Origin of the sequence: Pantoea sp. DY-15 (assembly GCF_019795935.1) — a bacterium.
In the GTDB taxonomy this organism is placed as follows: Bacteria; Pseudomonadota; Gammaproteobacteria; order Enterobacterales; family Enterobacteriaceae; genus Pantoea; species Pantoea leporis.
In genome coordinates this window covers 1,379,448-1,393,536 of sequence record NZ_JAIMIF010000001.1, presented here as the reverse complement: position 1 = coordinate 1,393,536, position 14,089 = coordinate 1,379,448, and the positions used below count along the sequence as shown (strand labels likewise).

The 14,089-nt window shown below is 54.0% G+C and carries 14 protein-coding genes; 8 read left to right on the top strand and 6 right to left on the bottom strand.

Annotated elements, in window-relative coordinates:
* The first annotated feature begins 110 nt into the window (after positions 1–110).
* On the top strand, positions 111–1,787 hold the full coding sequence (gene fadD, locus K5Y32_RS06635) for a long-chain-fatty-acid--CoA ligase FadD (RefSeq protein ID WP_222182307.1): 1,677 nt from the start codon (positions 111–113) through the stop codon (positions 1,785–1,787).
* 98 nt (positions 1,788–1,885) lie between these two features.
* Positions 1,886–3,007 carry a ribonuclease D gene (rnd, locus tag K5Y32_RS06630; RefSeq protein WP_222182305.1) on the top strand — a complete coding sequence of 374 codons (1,122 nt, stop codon included), beginning with the start codon at positions 1,886–1,888 and terminating at the stop codon, positions 3,005–3,007.
* Between the two features lie 55 nt (positions 3,008–3,062).
* Here rnd and minE read toward each other — a convergent pair whose 3' ends face one another.
* Genes minE through minC form a run of 3 tightly spaced genes read right to left on the bottom strand, consistent with a single transcriptional unit; the run spans position 3,063 to position 4,892 of the window.
* Entirely contained in the window at positions 3,063–3,332 is a 270-nt protein-coding gene (gene minE, locus K5Y32_RS06625; protein WP_007889661.1) for a cell division topological specificity factor MinE, read from the bottom strand.
* 3 nt (positions 3,333–3,335) lie between these two features.
* Positions 3,336–4,148: a septum site-determining protein MinD gene (gene minD, locus K5Y32_RS06620; protein WP_007889662.1), complete on the bottom strand. Its 813-nt coding sequence runs from the start codon at positions 4,146–4,148 to the stop codon at positions 3,336–3,338.
* 33 nt (positions 4,149–4,181) lie between these two features.
* On the bottom strand, positions 4,182–4,892 hold the full coding sequence (gene minC / locus K5Y32_RS06615; RefSeq protein WP_176970025.1) for a septum site-determining protein MinC: 711 nt from the start codon (positions 4,890–4,892) through the stop codon (positions 4,182–4,184).
* Positions 4,893–5,045: 153 nt separating this feature from the next.
* Here minC and K5Y32_RS06610 point away from each other — a divergent pair, with 153 nt between their 5' ends.
* The 3 genes from K5Y32_RS06610 to K5Y32_RS06600 all read left to right on the top strand — a co-directional run bounded on the left by K5Y32_RS06610 (position 5,046) and on the right by K5Y32_RS06600 (position 6,759).
* Positions 5,046–5,321 (top strand): YcgL domain-containing protein, encoded by a 276-nt coding sequence (locus K5Y32_RS06610; RefSeq protein WP_110866280.1) that lies wholly within the window; start codon positions 5,046–5,048, stop codon positions 5,319–5,321.
* A 267-nt stretch (positions 5,322–5,588) separates the two neighbouring features.
* On the top strand, positions 5,589–6,248 hold the full coding sequence (locus K5Y32_RS06605; protein WP_222182303.1) for a fumarylacetoacetate hydrolase family protein: 660 nt from the start codon (positions 5,589–5,591) through the stop codon (positions 6,246–6,248).
* 64 nt (positions 6,249–6,312) lie between these two features.
* Positions 6,313–6,759 (top strand): YcgN family cysteine cluster protein, encoded by a 447-nt coding sequence (locus K5Y32_RS06600; RefSeq protein ID WP_008110381.1) that lies wholly within the window; start codon positions 6,313–6,315, stop codon positions 6,757–6,759.
* A gap of 39 nt (positions 6,760–6,798) precedes the next feature.
* Here K5Y32_RS06600 and dsbB read toward each other — a convergent pair whose 3' ends face one another.
* Positions 6,799–7,329, bottom strand: a complete 531-nt coding sequence (gene dsbB / locus K5Y32_RS06595) for a disulfide bond formation protein DsbB (RefSeq protein WP_210080762.1) — start codon at positions 7,327–7,329, stop codon at positions 6,799–6,801.
* Between the two features lie 320 nt (positions 7,330–7,649).
* On the opposite strand from dsbB, the gene fadR reads away from it, so the two are divergent.
* Positions 7,650–8,369: a fatty acid metabolism transcriptional regulator FadR gene (gene fadR, locus K5Y32_RS06590; RefSeq protein WP_222182301.1), complete on the top strand. Its 720-nt coding sequence runs from the start codon at positions 7,650–7,652 to the stop codon at positions 8,367–8,369.
* Between the two features lie 38 nt (positions 8,370–8,407).
* Here the strand turns inward: fadR and K5Y32_RS06585 are convergent, their stop codons facing one another.
* Positions 8,408–9,943, bottom strand: a complete 1,536-nt coding sequence (locus K5Y32_RS06585; protein WP_101764205.1) for a SpoVR family protein — start codon at positions 9,941–9,943, stop codon at positions 8,408–8,410.
* Between the two features lie 493 nt (positions 9,944–10,436).
* Here K5Y32_RS06585 and K5Y32_RS06580 point away from each other — a divergent pair, with 493 nt between their 5' ends.
* Together K5Y32_RS06580 and dadX are read left to right on the top strand one after the other, a co-directional pair.
* A complete protein-coding gene (locus K5Y32_RS06580; RefSeq protein WP_101764206.1) occupies positions 10,437–11,738 on the top strand; it encodes a D-amino acid dehydrogenase in 1,302 nt (433 codons plus the stop codon).
* Between the two features lie 21 nt (positions 11,739–11,759).
* On the top strand, positions 11,760–12,830 hold the full coding sequence (gene dadX / locus K5Y32_RS06575; protein ID WP_222182299.1) for a catabolic alanine racemase DadX: 1,071 nt from the start codon (positions 11,760–11,762) through the stop codon (positions 12,828–12,830).
* On the opposite strand, the gene K5Y32_RS06570 is transcribed toward dadX, so the two are convergent.
* The gene (locus K5Y32_RS06570) at positions 12,823–14,016 is read right to left on the bottom strand and encodes a multidrug effflux MFS transporter (RefSeq protein ID WP_222182297.1); all 1,194 of its coding nucleotides are present in this window, start codon (positions 14,014–14,016) and stop codon (positions 12,823–12,825) included. The genes dadX and K5Y32_RS06570 overlap by 8 nt on opposite strands.
* Between the last annotated feature and the right edge of the window lie 73 nt (positions 14,017–14,089).

The following is a 14,089-nucleotide window of genomic DNA, read 5'->3' as shown; positions in this document are numbered from 1 at the left end:
AACCTGAAAATGCCGAAACAGGCAAACTGGTACAATCAGTTAAAATATTGTTAACAACATTGATTGTCGAGGCGGCGATGGCTACGCAACAAGATTATCGGGGTGATTCTTTGAATAAGGTTTGGCTCAAACGCTATCCGGCAGATGTCCCTGCGGAAATTAATGCGGATCGTTACGCTTCTCTGGTCGATCTTTTCGAGCACGCAACAGAGCAATACGCCGATCAGGTGGCTTTCATCAATATGGGCCAGCCGATGACTTATCGGCAGCTGGAAAAGCAGAGCCGCGCCTTTGCCGCCTGGCTGCAGCAAGGTTTAGGGTTAAAACAGGGCGATCGCGTGGCGCTGATGATGCCAAACCTGCTGCAATATCCCGTCGCGCTGTTTGGCGTGCTGCGCGCTGGCATGGTGGTGGTTAACGTCAATCCGCTCTACACGCCGCGTGAACTCAAGCATCAGCTGATTGACAGCGGCGCCAGCGCCATTGTGATTGTCTCGAACTTTGCCCACACGCTGGAAAAAGTGGTGGCCGAAACGCCCATCAAACATGTGATGTTAACGCGTATGGGCGATCAGCTGGCGCCGGTGAAAGCCACGCTGGTGAACTTCGTCGTCAAATACGTGAAAAAGCTGGTGCCAAAATACCATCTGCCGGGCGCGGTGCCGTTCCGCAGCGCTTTGTCGCAGGGCGAACAGATGACCTATCAGCGCCCGACCGTGACCAACGACGATCTCGCATTCCTGCAATACACCGGCGGCACCACCGGCGTGGCCAAAGGCGCGATGCTGACGCACCGCAATATGCAGGCCAACCTGGAACAGACTAAAGCCACTTACGGCAAGCTGCTGCGTCCGGGCAAAGAGCAAGTGGTGACCGCGCTGCCGCTCTATCACATCTTCGCGCTGACGGTGAACGGGCTGCTGTTCCTTGATCTTGGCGGCACCAACCTGCTGATTACCAATCCGCGCGATATTCCCGGCTTTGTCAAAGAGCTCAGCAAGTTCCCGTTTACCGCCATCACCGGCGTCAACACCTTGTTCAATGCGCTGCTGAATGATGCCAACTTCAATAAGCTCGATTTCTCCACGCTGCGCCTGTCAGCCGGCGGCGGCATGGCGGTGCAGAAAGCGGTCGCCGAGCGCTGGGAAAAACTCACCGGACACTATCTGCTGGAAGGTTACGGTCTGACCGAGTGTTCGCCGCTGGTGTCAGTGAATCCGTATGACATTACCTGTCATACCGGCAGCATCGGTTTGCCGGTGCCGTCCACCGATGTGCGCATCGTCGATGATGAAGACAAGGATGTGGTGCCAGGTGAACCGGGCGAGCTGTGTATTCGCGGACCGCAGGTGATGACCGGCTACTGGCAGCGCGCCGACGCTACCGATGAAGTGCTGAAAAATGGCTGGCTGCACACCGGTGATATTGTTACCGTTGATAGCGAAGGCTTTATTCGCATCGTCGATCGTAAGAAAGACATGATTCTGGTGTCAGGCTTTAACGTGTATCCTAACGAGATCGAAGATGTGCTGATGCAGCACGAGAAAGTGCGTGAAGCCGCGGCGATTGGCGTTCCCAGCGATCTGTCGGGCGAAGCGGTAAAAGTGTGCATTGTGAAGAAAGATCCGTCACTGACGAAAGAAGAAGTGCTGGATCATTGCCGTCGCCAGCTCACCGGCTACAAAGTGCCGAAGATTATCGAGTTTCGTGACGAGTTGCCGAAGACCAACGTCGGCAAAATATTGCGTCGCGAATTGCGTGATGAGGCGAAGCGAGAAGGGCAGTAACGCGCCATTCTCCTCAGGTTAACGCCGGCACAGTCCGGCGTTTTTATTGCTTTTAACATGGAGCGCTGCGCGTAGTTTGCCGCAGCGAGAAAGACAACGTGAATTACACCCTGATCGACCAAAATGACCAACTGGCCGCCGTGTGCGAGAAAGCACGCCAGCATGCCGCCGTGGCGCTGGATACCGAATTCGTGCGCACACGCACCTACTATCCGCAGCTCGGCCTGATTCAGCTGTTTGATGGCGACCAGCTGATCCTGATCGATCCGCTTAATATCAGTGACTGGACGCCGTTTGTGGCGCTGCTGCAGGACAAGCAGGTCACCAAATTTCTGCACGCCGGTGGCGAAGATCTGGAAGTGTTCCTGCATCGCTTTAAATGCCTGCCCGATCCGATGATTGATACGCAAATTCTGGCGGCGTTTACCGGTCAGGCGCTGTCGTGGGGCTTTGCCTCGATGGTGATGCATTTCAACCAAATCGAGCTGGATAAAAGCGAATCGCGTACCGATTGGCTGGCGCGTCCGTTGACCGAACGTCAATGTGAATATGCCGCTGCCGATGTCGCCTATCTGCTGCCGATTGCCCATCAGCTGGTGGCGCAAACTGAAGAAGCTGGCAACATGGCGGCGGCGCTAAGCGAATGCAATATGCTGTGCCAGCGCCGCCTGGATGTGCTGCAACCGGAAGAAGCCTGGCGCGACATCACCAATGCGTGGCAGCTGCGTCCGCGTCAGCTGGCGGCGTTGCAGCGCCTGGCCGCGTGGCGTTTAAACCTCGCGCGTCAGAAAGATATGGCGGTGAACTTCGTGGTGCGCGAAGAGAATCTGTGGAAAGTGGCGCGCTTTATGCCGGGTAGCCTTGGTGAGCTGGATCATTTAGGGCTGAACGGCCATGAAATCCGCTTCCACGGTAAAGCGATGGTGGCGCTGGTGGCTGAAGCGCAGGCGCAGGATGAAGCGACTTTGCCGCAGCCGCTGCCCAATCTGATCGATCATCCGCACTATAAGCAGGCGTTTAAAGCTATCAAAGCGCTGGTGCAAAAGGTGAGTGAAGAGAGTGGTTTCAGCCAGGAACTGCTGGCATCACGTCGCCAGATTAATCAGGTACTGAGTGTGTATTGGGGATTGAAAAACGCGTCGCGCACACCTGAGTTACAGACAGGTTGGCGGGGCGATTTGCTGAAAGTAGGTATCGACGAGATTTTGCAGGCACTTTAACGCGAGCATTTTCCCCTGCGCAACACCGCAGGGGAAAATCAGGATACCGCTTTAATCATTTAGGAACGTCTTCCGGCTCCGGCAGTGTCACGTTGAGCTCGAGGATCGAGATATCATCCCCTTTCTGATCCAGCTGAACGGTCACCATATCCGGGTCAATTTTTACGTATTTACAGATCACTTCCAAAATATCGCGCTTCAGCTGCGGCAGATAGTGGGGCTCACTATCGCCCCTTCTGCGTTCGGCTACGATAATCTGCAGCCTTTCCTTGGCTATATTGGCTGTGTTCTTCTTACGGGATAAAAAGAAATCAAGTAATGCCATTGGTTATCCCCCGAACAGGCGTTTAAGGAAACCCTTCTTCTCTTCTTCGATAAAGCGGAAGGGGCGTTCTTCGCCAAGCAGGCGATCTACGGTATCAGCATAGGCTTTACCGGCGTCAGCGTTTGCGTCGAGGATCACCGGCTCACCCTGGTTAGAGGCGCGCAGGACAGATTGATCTTCCGGGATGACGCCAACCAGAGGAATGCGCAGAATTTCCAGCACATCTTCCATGCTCAGCATATCGCCACGGGTTACGCGGCCAGGATTGTAACGGGTCAGCAGCAGATGCTCTTTCACCGGATCCTGGCTGTTCTCTGCACGACGGGATTTCGAAGAGATAATGCCGAGAATACGGTCGGAGTCACGTACTGAAGAGACTTCCGGGTTGGTGGTGATGATGGCTTCATCGGCGAAGTACAATGCCATCAGCGCGCCGGTTTCGATACCTGCTGGTGAGTCACAGACGATAAAGTCGAACTCCATCGCCGCCAGATCGTTCAGCACTTTTTCAACGCCTTCACGCGTCAGTGCATCTTTATCGCGCGTCTGTGAAGCCGGCAGAATGTAGAGTTGCTCTGTGCGCTTGTCGCGAATCAGCGCTTGATTCAGCGTTGCATCGCCCTGAATGACGTTTACAAAGTCATACACCACGCGGCGTTCACAGCCCATGATCAAATCCAGGTTACGCAGACCGATATCGAAATCGATGACGACGGTTTTTTTGCCTTTCTGCGCTAACCCGGTAGCGATGGCCGCGCTTGACGTGGTCTTGCCAACGCCCCCTTTACCCGATGTAACTACAATAATGCGTGCCATAAATGTTGATTTCCTTAACGAAAGAAAAGGGGCTTAATTAAGTGTCTGAATGGTAAGCGCGCCCTCTATCAGGCTGAGGCGCGCCGCTTTACCAAAGAATTCCGCCGGGATTTGATCGATCATCCAATATTCCCCGGCAATAGAGACCAACTCTGCGGCGAGGTTGGTGCAAAAAATCTGGCTGTCGCGTTGTCCGCCGACGCCGGCCAACGCGCGACCGCGCATCATGCCGTAAATATGGATGTTACCGTCGGCGACCAGTTCGGCACCGGCGCTCACGCTGCTGGTGACGATGAGATCGGCATTGCGCGCATAAATCTGTTGGCCCGAACGCACTGGCGTATTAATGATGCGGGTTTTACTGGCGGCATCAGCCACCACCGCCGGAACAACTGGTGCGGCTACAGCGACCGGCGCAGCGGCTTGTTTGCGGCTCTCTTTACCTTCAGAAAGGACCGGCAAACCTGCGCGGGCAATCATTTTTTTCAGGGCTTCATCTTTGCAACCGCTGACACCCACGATACGCAGACCGGTCGCCATCACCGCTTGTTGCATCTGTTTCCAGTTAATGTCGCCGGTTAACGCTGAAACATTCAGCACCACCGGCGCATTCAGCAAAAAGGCAGGTGCCTGATCGATTTTGTCCTGTAGCGCCTGACGAATCACCTCGGGTTGCGAATGATGCAGATGAACGACTGACAGGGTAAAACTGCTTCCCTTGAATTCGATTGGCGTTTGCGACATCTGTGCTGACTCAGTCCTGTTTTACGACCCTTAAATGCTCGCCGATAAAATCGGCAATAACATCAAACGGTCAATATTCGAAGTTCTGCAAGCATGTTATAGTTACTGCTATATTCAGGCAAGTGACGCCATCGGTTAATTCGAGTAAAAAATATGTTTTGTGTGATCTACAGAAGCCCGCAACGTGAACAGACTTATCTCTATGTTGAAAAAAAAGACGATTTCTCACGGGTGCCGGAAGAACTGCTGCGTGGCTTCGGCAAACCCCAGCTGGCCATGGTGCTGTCACTGGATAAGCGTGACAAGCTGGCTAACGCGGATATCAATAAAGTTAAGCAAGGTTTAAGCGACCACGGTTTTTATTTGCAAATTCCACCGCCGGTTGAAAGTCTGCTCAACATTCATCTCGATCAGGGTAAAAAAGATTAATTCAGATTCCTCTGTAAATATATCCTGTAGAAATAATCAGTGCTATTTGCGTTAATTAACTGCCCGCTTTAACCTTTTATTGCGGGCAATTATCCGGGCGTTTAGCTGATTTTGTTGTACACGATTAATGACTTTTGACAATTTCCGCCACGCCTGCCGCCATAAACCCGCTAATATATTCCACCTCAGCGTGCCGCGTTCCGGCTCTGAGCCAGACTTCATCGCCAGATGCACTGGCGGCAAACACAACCAAAGCAGGGGAATAGCATGTATCAGCATCGTAACTGGCAGGGCGCTCTGTTGGATCATCCGGTCAGCAAAGTGGTTTGCGTCGGCAGCAACTATGCAAAGCACATAAAGGAAATGGGAAGTGCCACACCAACCGAACCGGTAGTGTTTATCAAACCGGAAACCGCGGTGTGCGATCTGCGCCAGCCGCTGTCAATCCCGGCAAATTTTGGTGAAGTGCATCATGAAGTGGAGCTGGCGGTGCTGATTGGCTCGACGCTAAAGCAGGCGAGCGAAGAGCATGTGGCGAAGGCGATTGCCGGTTATGGCGTCGCGCTGGATTTGACCTTACGTGACGTGCAGGCCGGGTTGAAGAAAGCGGGCCAACCGTGGGAAAAATCCAAAGGTTTCGATAACTCGTGTCCGCTGTCAGGTTTTATTCCGGTTGCCGAGTTCAGCGGCGATCCCCAGAATACCGAACTGAAGCTGATGGTTAACGGCGAAGTGCGTCAGCACGGGACGACCGCCGATATGATCCACAAAATTCTGCCGTTAATTGCCTACATGAGCCAGTATTTCACTCTGCGCGCGGGCGATGTGGTGCTGACCGGTACGCCTGAAGGCGTTGGCCCGATGCGTTCTGGCGACAAACTGGAAGTATCGCTGGCGGGTCACGGTATTTCGACGCGCGTTCTGTAAAACTTGCATCACCGCACCTGAACCTTTATAAGGTGCGGTCTCTTTGCTAACCCGGACCGCCATCATGACTGAACAACCTTTCTGGCAGACAAAACGCCTTGACCAAATGAACGACGCAGAGTGGGAATCCCTGTGCGACGGCTGCGGCCAATGTTGCTTGAATAAGTTGCAGGATGCGGATACCGACGAAATCTACTTCACCAACGTGGCCTGCAATCAGCTGAATATCAAAACCTGCCAATGCCGTAACTACGAGCATCGTTTTGAGTTAGAAGAGAATTGCATCAAGTTGACGCGTGAAAACCTCACCAGCTTTGAATGGCTGCCGCGTACCTGCGCCTATCGCGTGTTAGGGGAAGGGAAAACCTTGCCGGCCTGGCATCCGCTGATCGCCGGTTCTAAAAAGGCGATGCATGCGCAGCGCATTTCAGTGCGTTTTATTGCGGTGCGGGAGAGTGAAGTGCGGGATTGGGAAGAGCATATAATCGATCGACCGGATCGCAACGGTTAAACATAAAACAGGCAGCCAGGGCTGCCTGTTTTTTTGTGTTTAACGTCCGAACAGATCGCGGCGTTTCGGTTTGAACGGTTGTGCAATCAACACCAGCAGCGCCACCAGCAGATAAGCGCCGAATATCACAATCATCCACTGCGGCATGCTCCAGGTCAGGAAAGTCCAGCCGCGCTCGGCGCAGTCACCGCTGGCCACAAACACCGAAGGCAACCATTTATCCAGTGGCAACCAGGTTGGGAAACGAGCGGCAAAGTCGCAGGTGACAAACGGATTGGGATGCAACTGAATCATGGTGTGATCGTAAGAGAGGCGAGTGCCTTCAATCGCGCTATAAATCCAGATGAGGATCGCCGCCCAGCGCAGCGGGGTTTTTGGCGCAATCGCACCCACGATGCCCGCGCCCATCACGCCAAACAGCGCGCAACGCTCATAAATACACATTACGCAGGGTTGCAGCCCCATGACATGCTGAAAATACAACGCCGTCAATTCAAACGCTAGCGCCGTTAGGGCCAGCAGAAGCCAGGCACCGCGTCCACGCGAGCATTGATTCAAATATCGCAACATATTGCTTTTCCTGTAACCGTTAATGTTTCGCAGTGTAAACCAAAAGCGCAACCGTGCCAGCCAGGTAAAGGGAAAAAATCATGTACAAAAATGACTTAAGTCGCGTTGAGGCCAAAAAAGATCCGGTCATGCGCTTCATCCGATAAGTGCAAGCCGCAGGCGCAGCGCAAACGTGTGCTTGCCAGCGTCGTTTCGTCTGAATTCACGGCTGAATTTTGCGCCAGCGCGCGCTTTTAATCGGTTGGCAGGCTATTTCCGCTATAGCCGCTCTGGTATGATGAGTCGCATTACGATAAAGAAAGCAACGAGAAATAAATGCTATGGTGATTAAGGCGCAGAGCCCCGCGGGATTTGCTGAAGAGTATATTATTGAAAGCATCTGGAACAGTCGTTTTCCGCCGGGATCCATTCTACCTGCCGAACGTGAGCTTTCTGAACTTATTGGCGTGACCCGCACCACGTTGCGTGAAGTGTTGCAGCGTCTGGCGCGCGATGGCTGGTTAACCATTCAACATGGCAAACCGACGCGCGTTAACGATTTTTGGGAAACCTCCGGTTTAAACATCCTCGAAACCCTGGCCCGACTCGATCACGATAGCGTTCCACAGTTGATTGATAATCTGCTGTCGGTGCGGACTAACATCTCTTCGATTTTTATCAGCCGTGCGCTGCGTCATCATCCTGATAAAGCGCGCGAAGTGCTGGAAAATGCACTGATCGAGGAAGACAAAGCCGAAGCCTATACCGAGCTGGATTATCGCGTGTTCCGCGGCCTGGCGTTTGCATCAGGTAACCCGATTTATGGTCTGATTTTGAATGGCCTGAAAGGGTTGTATACCCGCGTGGGTCGTCACTACTTCTCCAGTCTGGAAGCGCGTGAACTGGCGCGTAACTTCTATCGCCAGCTGGCTGACCTGTGCGTGGCTAATCCTTCGCAGGAGCAGATTGTCGATAGAGTGCGTGAATACGGACGCCGCAGCGGTGAGATTTGGCACAAGATGCAGAAAAGCATGCCGGACGATTTAGCCAGCAAGCGATAAAAGAAAAACCGGACTTCGACAGTCCGGTTTTTTTTGCCTTACAACGTTGGGCCGCGCGTGGGCGAACGATCCAGCAACTCGACGCTGCCGTCTTCATTCTGCTGTTCCAGAATCACATCAAAGCCCCACAAACGATGCACATGCTTCAACACTTCTTTGCGGCTCTTATCAAGCGGCGCACGCTGTTGCGGCACATAACGCAGCGTTAGTGAGCGGTCGCCACGCAAATCCACGTTGTAGACCTGAATGTTAGGTTCCAGATTGCTCAGATTGTACTGCGCCGACAGCTGCTGACGAATGGCGCGATAACCTGCTTCATCATGGATCGCCGCAATTTCGAGGAAATTGTTACGGTCATCATCCATCACCGTGAACAAGCGGAAATCACGCATCACTTTTGGTGACAGGAACTGGCTGATAAAGCTCTCGTCCTTAAATTCGCGCATGGCGAAATGCAGGGTTTTCAGCCAATCCGAACCGGCAATGTCCGGGAACCAGTAGCGATCTTCTTCGGTCGGTGTCTGACAGATGCGTTTGATATCCTGGAACATCGCGAAGCCCAGCGCATACGGGTTGATGCCGTTATACCACTGGCTGTTATACGGCGGCTGATACACCACGTTGGTGTGGCTGTGCAGGAACTCCATCATGAAACGTTCCGAAACTTTGCCTTCGTCATACAGATGATTAAGGATGGTGTAGTGCCAGAACGTGGCCCAGCCTTCGTTCATTACCTGCGTCTGTTTCTGCGGATAAAAATACTGACTGACCTTGCGAACAATGCGCAGCACTTCACGTTGCCAGGATTCCAGCAATGGCGCATTTTTTTCCATGAAATAGAGCAGGTTTTCCTGCGGTTCAGAAGGGTAGCGCGATGCCTCAACGTGCACCGACTCCTTCTCTTTACGCGGCAGGGTACGCCACAGCGTATTCACCTGACTCTGCAAATACTCTTCGCGGCTCTGCTGGCGAGCTTTCTCTTCCTGCAGCGAAATTTTCTGCGGACGCTTATAGCGATCCACACCGTAGTTCATCAACGCATGGCAGGAATCGAGCAGACGCTCAACCTCCTCTACGCCATAGCGCTCTTCGCAATCGGTAATGTAATTTCGCGCAAACAGCAGGTAATCCACAATCGAACTGGCATCGGTCCAGCTGCGGAACAGATAGTTATTTTTAAAGAAAGAGTTGTGACCGTAACAGGCGTGCGCCATTACCAGCGCCTGCATGGTCATGGTGTTCTCTTCCATCAAATAGGCGATACACGGATTGGAGTTGATGACGATCTCATACGCCAGGCCTTGCTGACCATGCTTGTAGCGCTGTTCCGTTTCGATGAATTTCTTGCCGAACGACCAGTGCGCATAGTTGATCGGCATACCCACGCTGGAGTAGGCATCCATCATCTGCTCGGAGGTGATCACTTCAATTTGGTGCGGATAGGTTTCCAGTCCGTAACTTTTGGCTACGCGGTCAATTTCCGCCAGATAATCATCCAGCAGTTCGAAGGTCCAGTCGGGACCATCACTGAGTCGTTTACTGTTGCGGGTTGGCTCGTCAAAGATTGTCGTCATAGCGCACCTCTGTTTTGCAAGCGGCAGGAGTTACCTGTCACGATCGTTTAAGGCCTCATCCTGAGTAAAGATGGCCCAAAAAACTGAGCGAACACTTCAATGATAGTCCACTGTCGCCTATCCGAAACTGAATCTCAATCGAATTCTTTTGGCAGAAAATCATTCAAAAAGCGTTAGTTAAGCCAATACTGATGGCAAATGTTGGATATTATTCATTTAGCAGAATAATGCTCTGTTTATAAGTGGATTGTATGACTGCGGCGCTTTCTCCTGAAAAAAGTCAAAACCGCTGCCCTCCGCATAATAAATGGCTGATTAAGGGATTTAAGGCATAAAAAATTCTGATTTTGCCGCTGTTGCATGATTTCAGTGTGCAGTCAGGTAAAAAACATGTGAAATAAGTCGGTCGAATGTAAGATTTCAACAGCGGTCGGGTTATGCTGTGTTGGGCTGGGTTAATAGTTAATTATTCTTTTGCTGCGACGAGGGGCTTATGCGCGTAGTGATTCTTGGTAGTGGTGTCGTTGGGGTAGCGAGCGCATGGTATCTGGCGCAGGCCGGACATGAGGTCACGGTTATTGATCGTCAACCTGCCGCCGCGCTGGAAACCAGCGCCGGTAATGCGGGACAGATTTCACCGGGCTATGCTGCGCCCTGGGCGGCGCCGGGCGTTCCGCTGAAAGCGGTCAAATGGATGTTCCAGCGTCACGCGCCGCTGGCAGTTCGTCTCGATGGCAGCAAGTTCCAGCTGGAATGGATGTGGAATATGCTGCGTAACTGCGACATGCAGCACTATCAAGAGAATAAAAGCCGCATGGTGCGCATCGCGGAGTACAGCCGCGACTGCCTGAAAACGCTGCGCGCCAGCACCGGCATTGCCTATGAAGGTCGGCAGGGCGGCACGCTGCAGCTGTTCCGCACGCAGCAACAGTTCGAAAGTGCCAGCAAAGATATCGCCGTGCTGCGCGATGCGGGCGTGCCCTATGAGCTGCTGGAAGCGCATCAGCTCAAAAATGTCGAACCTGCGCTGGCGGCAACGGCGCATAAACTCACCGGCGGTTTGCGTCTCCCTAACGACGAAACCGGCGACTGCCAACTGTTCACCCAACGTCTGGCTGCGATGGCAGCGGCGGCGGGCGTAACCTTCCGCTACAACACCTCGGTTGATCAGTTGTTGCGTGAGGGCAATCGCATTTATGGCGTGAAGTGTGGCGATGAAGTGATCAAAGCCGATGCTTACGTGGTGGCATTCGGTTCCTATTCAACCGCGCTGCTGAAAGACATTCTCGCCATCCCGGTTTACCCGTTGAAAGGCTATTCGCTGACGATTCCAATCAAGAATGCCGACGCCGCACCGGTTTCCACCATCCTCGATGAAACCTACAAAGTGGCGGTAACGCGCTTTGACGATCGCATTCGCGTGGGCGGCATGGCAGAAATTGTTGGTTTTAACACCAAACTGTTGCCGGCACGACGCGAAACGCTGGAGATGGTGGTCCGCGATCTCTATCCTGAAGGCGGTTTTGTCGAACAGGCCACGTTCTGGACCGGATTGCGTCCGATGACGCCAGACGGTACGCCGATTGTCGGGCGCACGCCGCTCTCCAATCTCTATCTCAATACCGGTCACGGTACGCTGGGATGGACGATGGCTTGTGGTTCCGGTCAGCTTCTGGCTGATTTAATTTCTGGTCAGAAACCGGCGATTGCCGCAGATGATTTGTCAGTGCTGCGCTACCTGCCAGGTTTTGAGCCACATTCTTCGCCACTGCGTAACGCCAGCGCGGCGCGCTGAGACCTCAGGGAGAGTAAAAGCATGTCACGTCCAACCGGTGCCACCATCAATCAACAGGCACTGCGTCATAATCTGGCCGTTGTTCGCCGGGCGGCCCCGCAATCACGCGTCTGGTCGGTGATAAAAGCCAATGCGTATGGTCACGGTGTGGCTCGCGTGTGGCAAAGCCTGGCAGAAACCGATGGTTTCGCGCTGCTGAATATGGAAGAGGCGATCCTGCTGCGTGAGCAGGGCTGGAAAAAACCGATCCTGCTGCTGGAAGGTTTCTTTCATGCCGAGGATTTAGCGCTAATCGATCGTTACCGCCTCACCACCAGCGTGCACAGCAACTGGCAGATTCAGGCGCTGGCAAAAGCGCAGCTGTCGGCACCGGTGGATGTGTACCTCAAAATCAACAGCGGTATGAACCGGCTTGGTTTCCGTCCTGAGCAGGCTCATGCGGCGTGGCAAAAACTGCGCGCTCTGCCGAACGTCGGTGCAATGACGTTGATGGCGCACTTCGCTGATGCGGAGAATCCGCAAGGAGTCGTTGAGCCAATGAAGCGCGTCGAACTGGCGGCGGAAGGGCTCAATTGTCCGCGTTCTCTGTCTAACTCTGCGGCTACGCTGTGGCATCCTGAAGCGCATTTTGACTGGGTGCGTCCCGGCATTATTCTCTATGGCGCGTCACCGAGCGGCGACTGGCAGGATATCGCCAGCACCGGATTGCAGCCGGTGATGACGCTCACCAGCGAAATCATTGGTGTGCAGCAGCTGAATGCCGGTGACGGCGTGGGTTACGGTTATCGCTATCACGCCAGCGGCACCCAGCGTATCGGCATTGTCGCCTGTGGTTACGCCGACGGTTATCCGCGTCATGCGCCCACCGGCACGCCAGTCAGCGTGGATGGCATACGCACGCAAACGCTGGGCGCCATCTCCATGGACATGATGATGATCGATTTAGAACCTTGCCCGCAGGCCGGCATCGGTTCAAAGGTGGAGCTGTGGGGCAATCAGGTGAAGATCGATGAGGTGGCAAAAGCCGCCGGAACGGTGGGCTACGAGCTGATGTGTGCGCTCGCGCCACGCGTTCCGGTTGAGGTTATTTAAGCGCGGTCACGCGACCGTGCATTTTCTTACTGCAGCGCCAGGCGGTCAGTGCCAGCGCTGCACCCAGCAGCATCATCAATGCCAGTGACGACTTCTCAGCAACGGGCAATGCTACGATTGCCATGCTGCCGCCCGCACCACACGCCATCTGAATAAATCCCTGCAGTGCTGAGGCCACGCCCGCTTGCTGCTGATACGGCTCCAGCGCGTAGCTGGTGGCGGGACCGACCGTGAACGCCAGGCCAGCAACGGAAACCGCCACGGGAATCATGTACAGCGCCCAATGGTTTTGCCACGCCGCCGGTAACAGCGTGTTGCCCATCATCAGAAGAATTGCGCCGATCAACATGGTGGCGAAACCCATCGCCAGGCAGAACGGGCGTCCCGCTTTGCGAATGGTTTTGTTTACGAACGCGCTAACCAGCATGATCCAAAACCCGTTGGCGCCAAAGGCGAAAGAGAATTGCAACGGCGTCAGGCCGCCTTCGGTCATCAGCACGTGTGGCGCCAGAGACACATAGGTCAGCACCATGCCCAGCGCGCCGGCGTTAGCAAAGGCAAAGGCGAGAAAGCGCGGTTCACGGGCGATGGCAGCATACTGCGCCAGCGGTAAACCTTTAACGCGTAAGGTGTCCGCCGGGCGCGTTTCCGGCAGCCACAGCAGGACGATCAAGCCGATCACCACCGCATAACCGCACAGGAACCAGAACGGCATCCGCCAGCCGTAGGCTTCGGCGAGGATCCCACCCAGCAGTGGCGCCAGCGCGGGAACGATATTCAGCGCACCATTGAGAAAGCCGTAAGCGCGTGCGGCATCCTCGCCACTGAGACGGTCACGCACGCCGCTGAAGGCCACCACCGCCGTGCAGCACACCGCGCAACCCTGAATGATGCGGGCGAGGAAGAACACCGGCCACAGCGTGCTCGTAGCGGCAATCGCGCTGCCAGTGATGTAAAGCGCAAGACCAATTAACGCGAGCGGCTTACGACCAAAATTATCCACCAGCGGACCGGTAATCAATTGGCCAATGCCCATCACCAATAAAAACAGAGGAATCGTGATTTGGATGAGGCTCACCGGGCTGTTAAGACCTTCGGCGATTTGCGGCAATGTCGGGAGGTAAAGATCAATGCCAAGCGGCGCCAGCAGCACCAGGCTAAGAAGTATTAAGGTGAATTTTTGCATTACGAACCGGACGACCTGTTAAACAATCCGGAAGGGTAATGACTCTTAGGGGAAAAAGAAAGGGATAATAAAA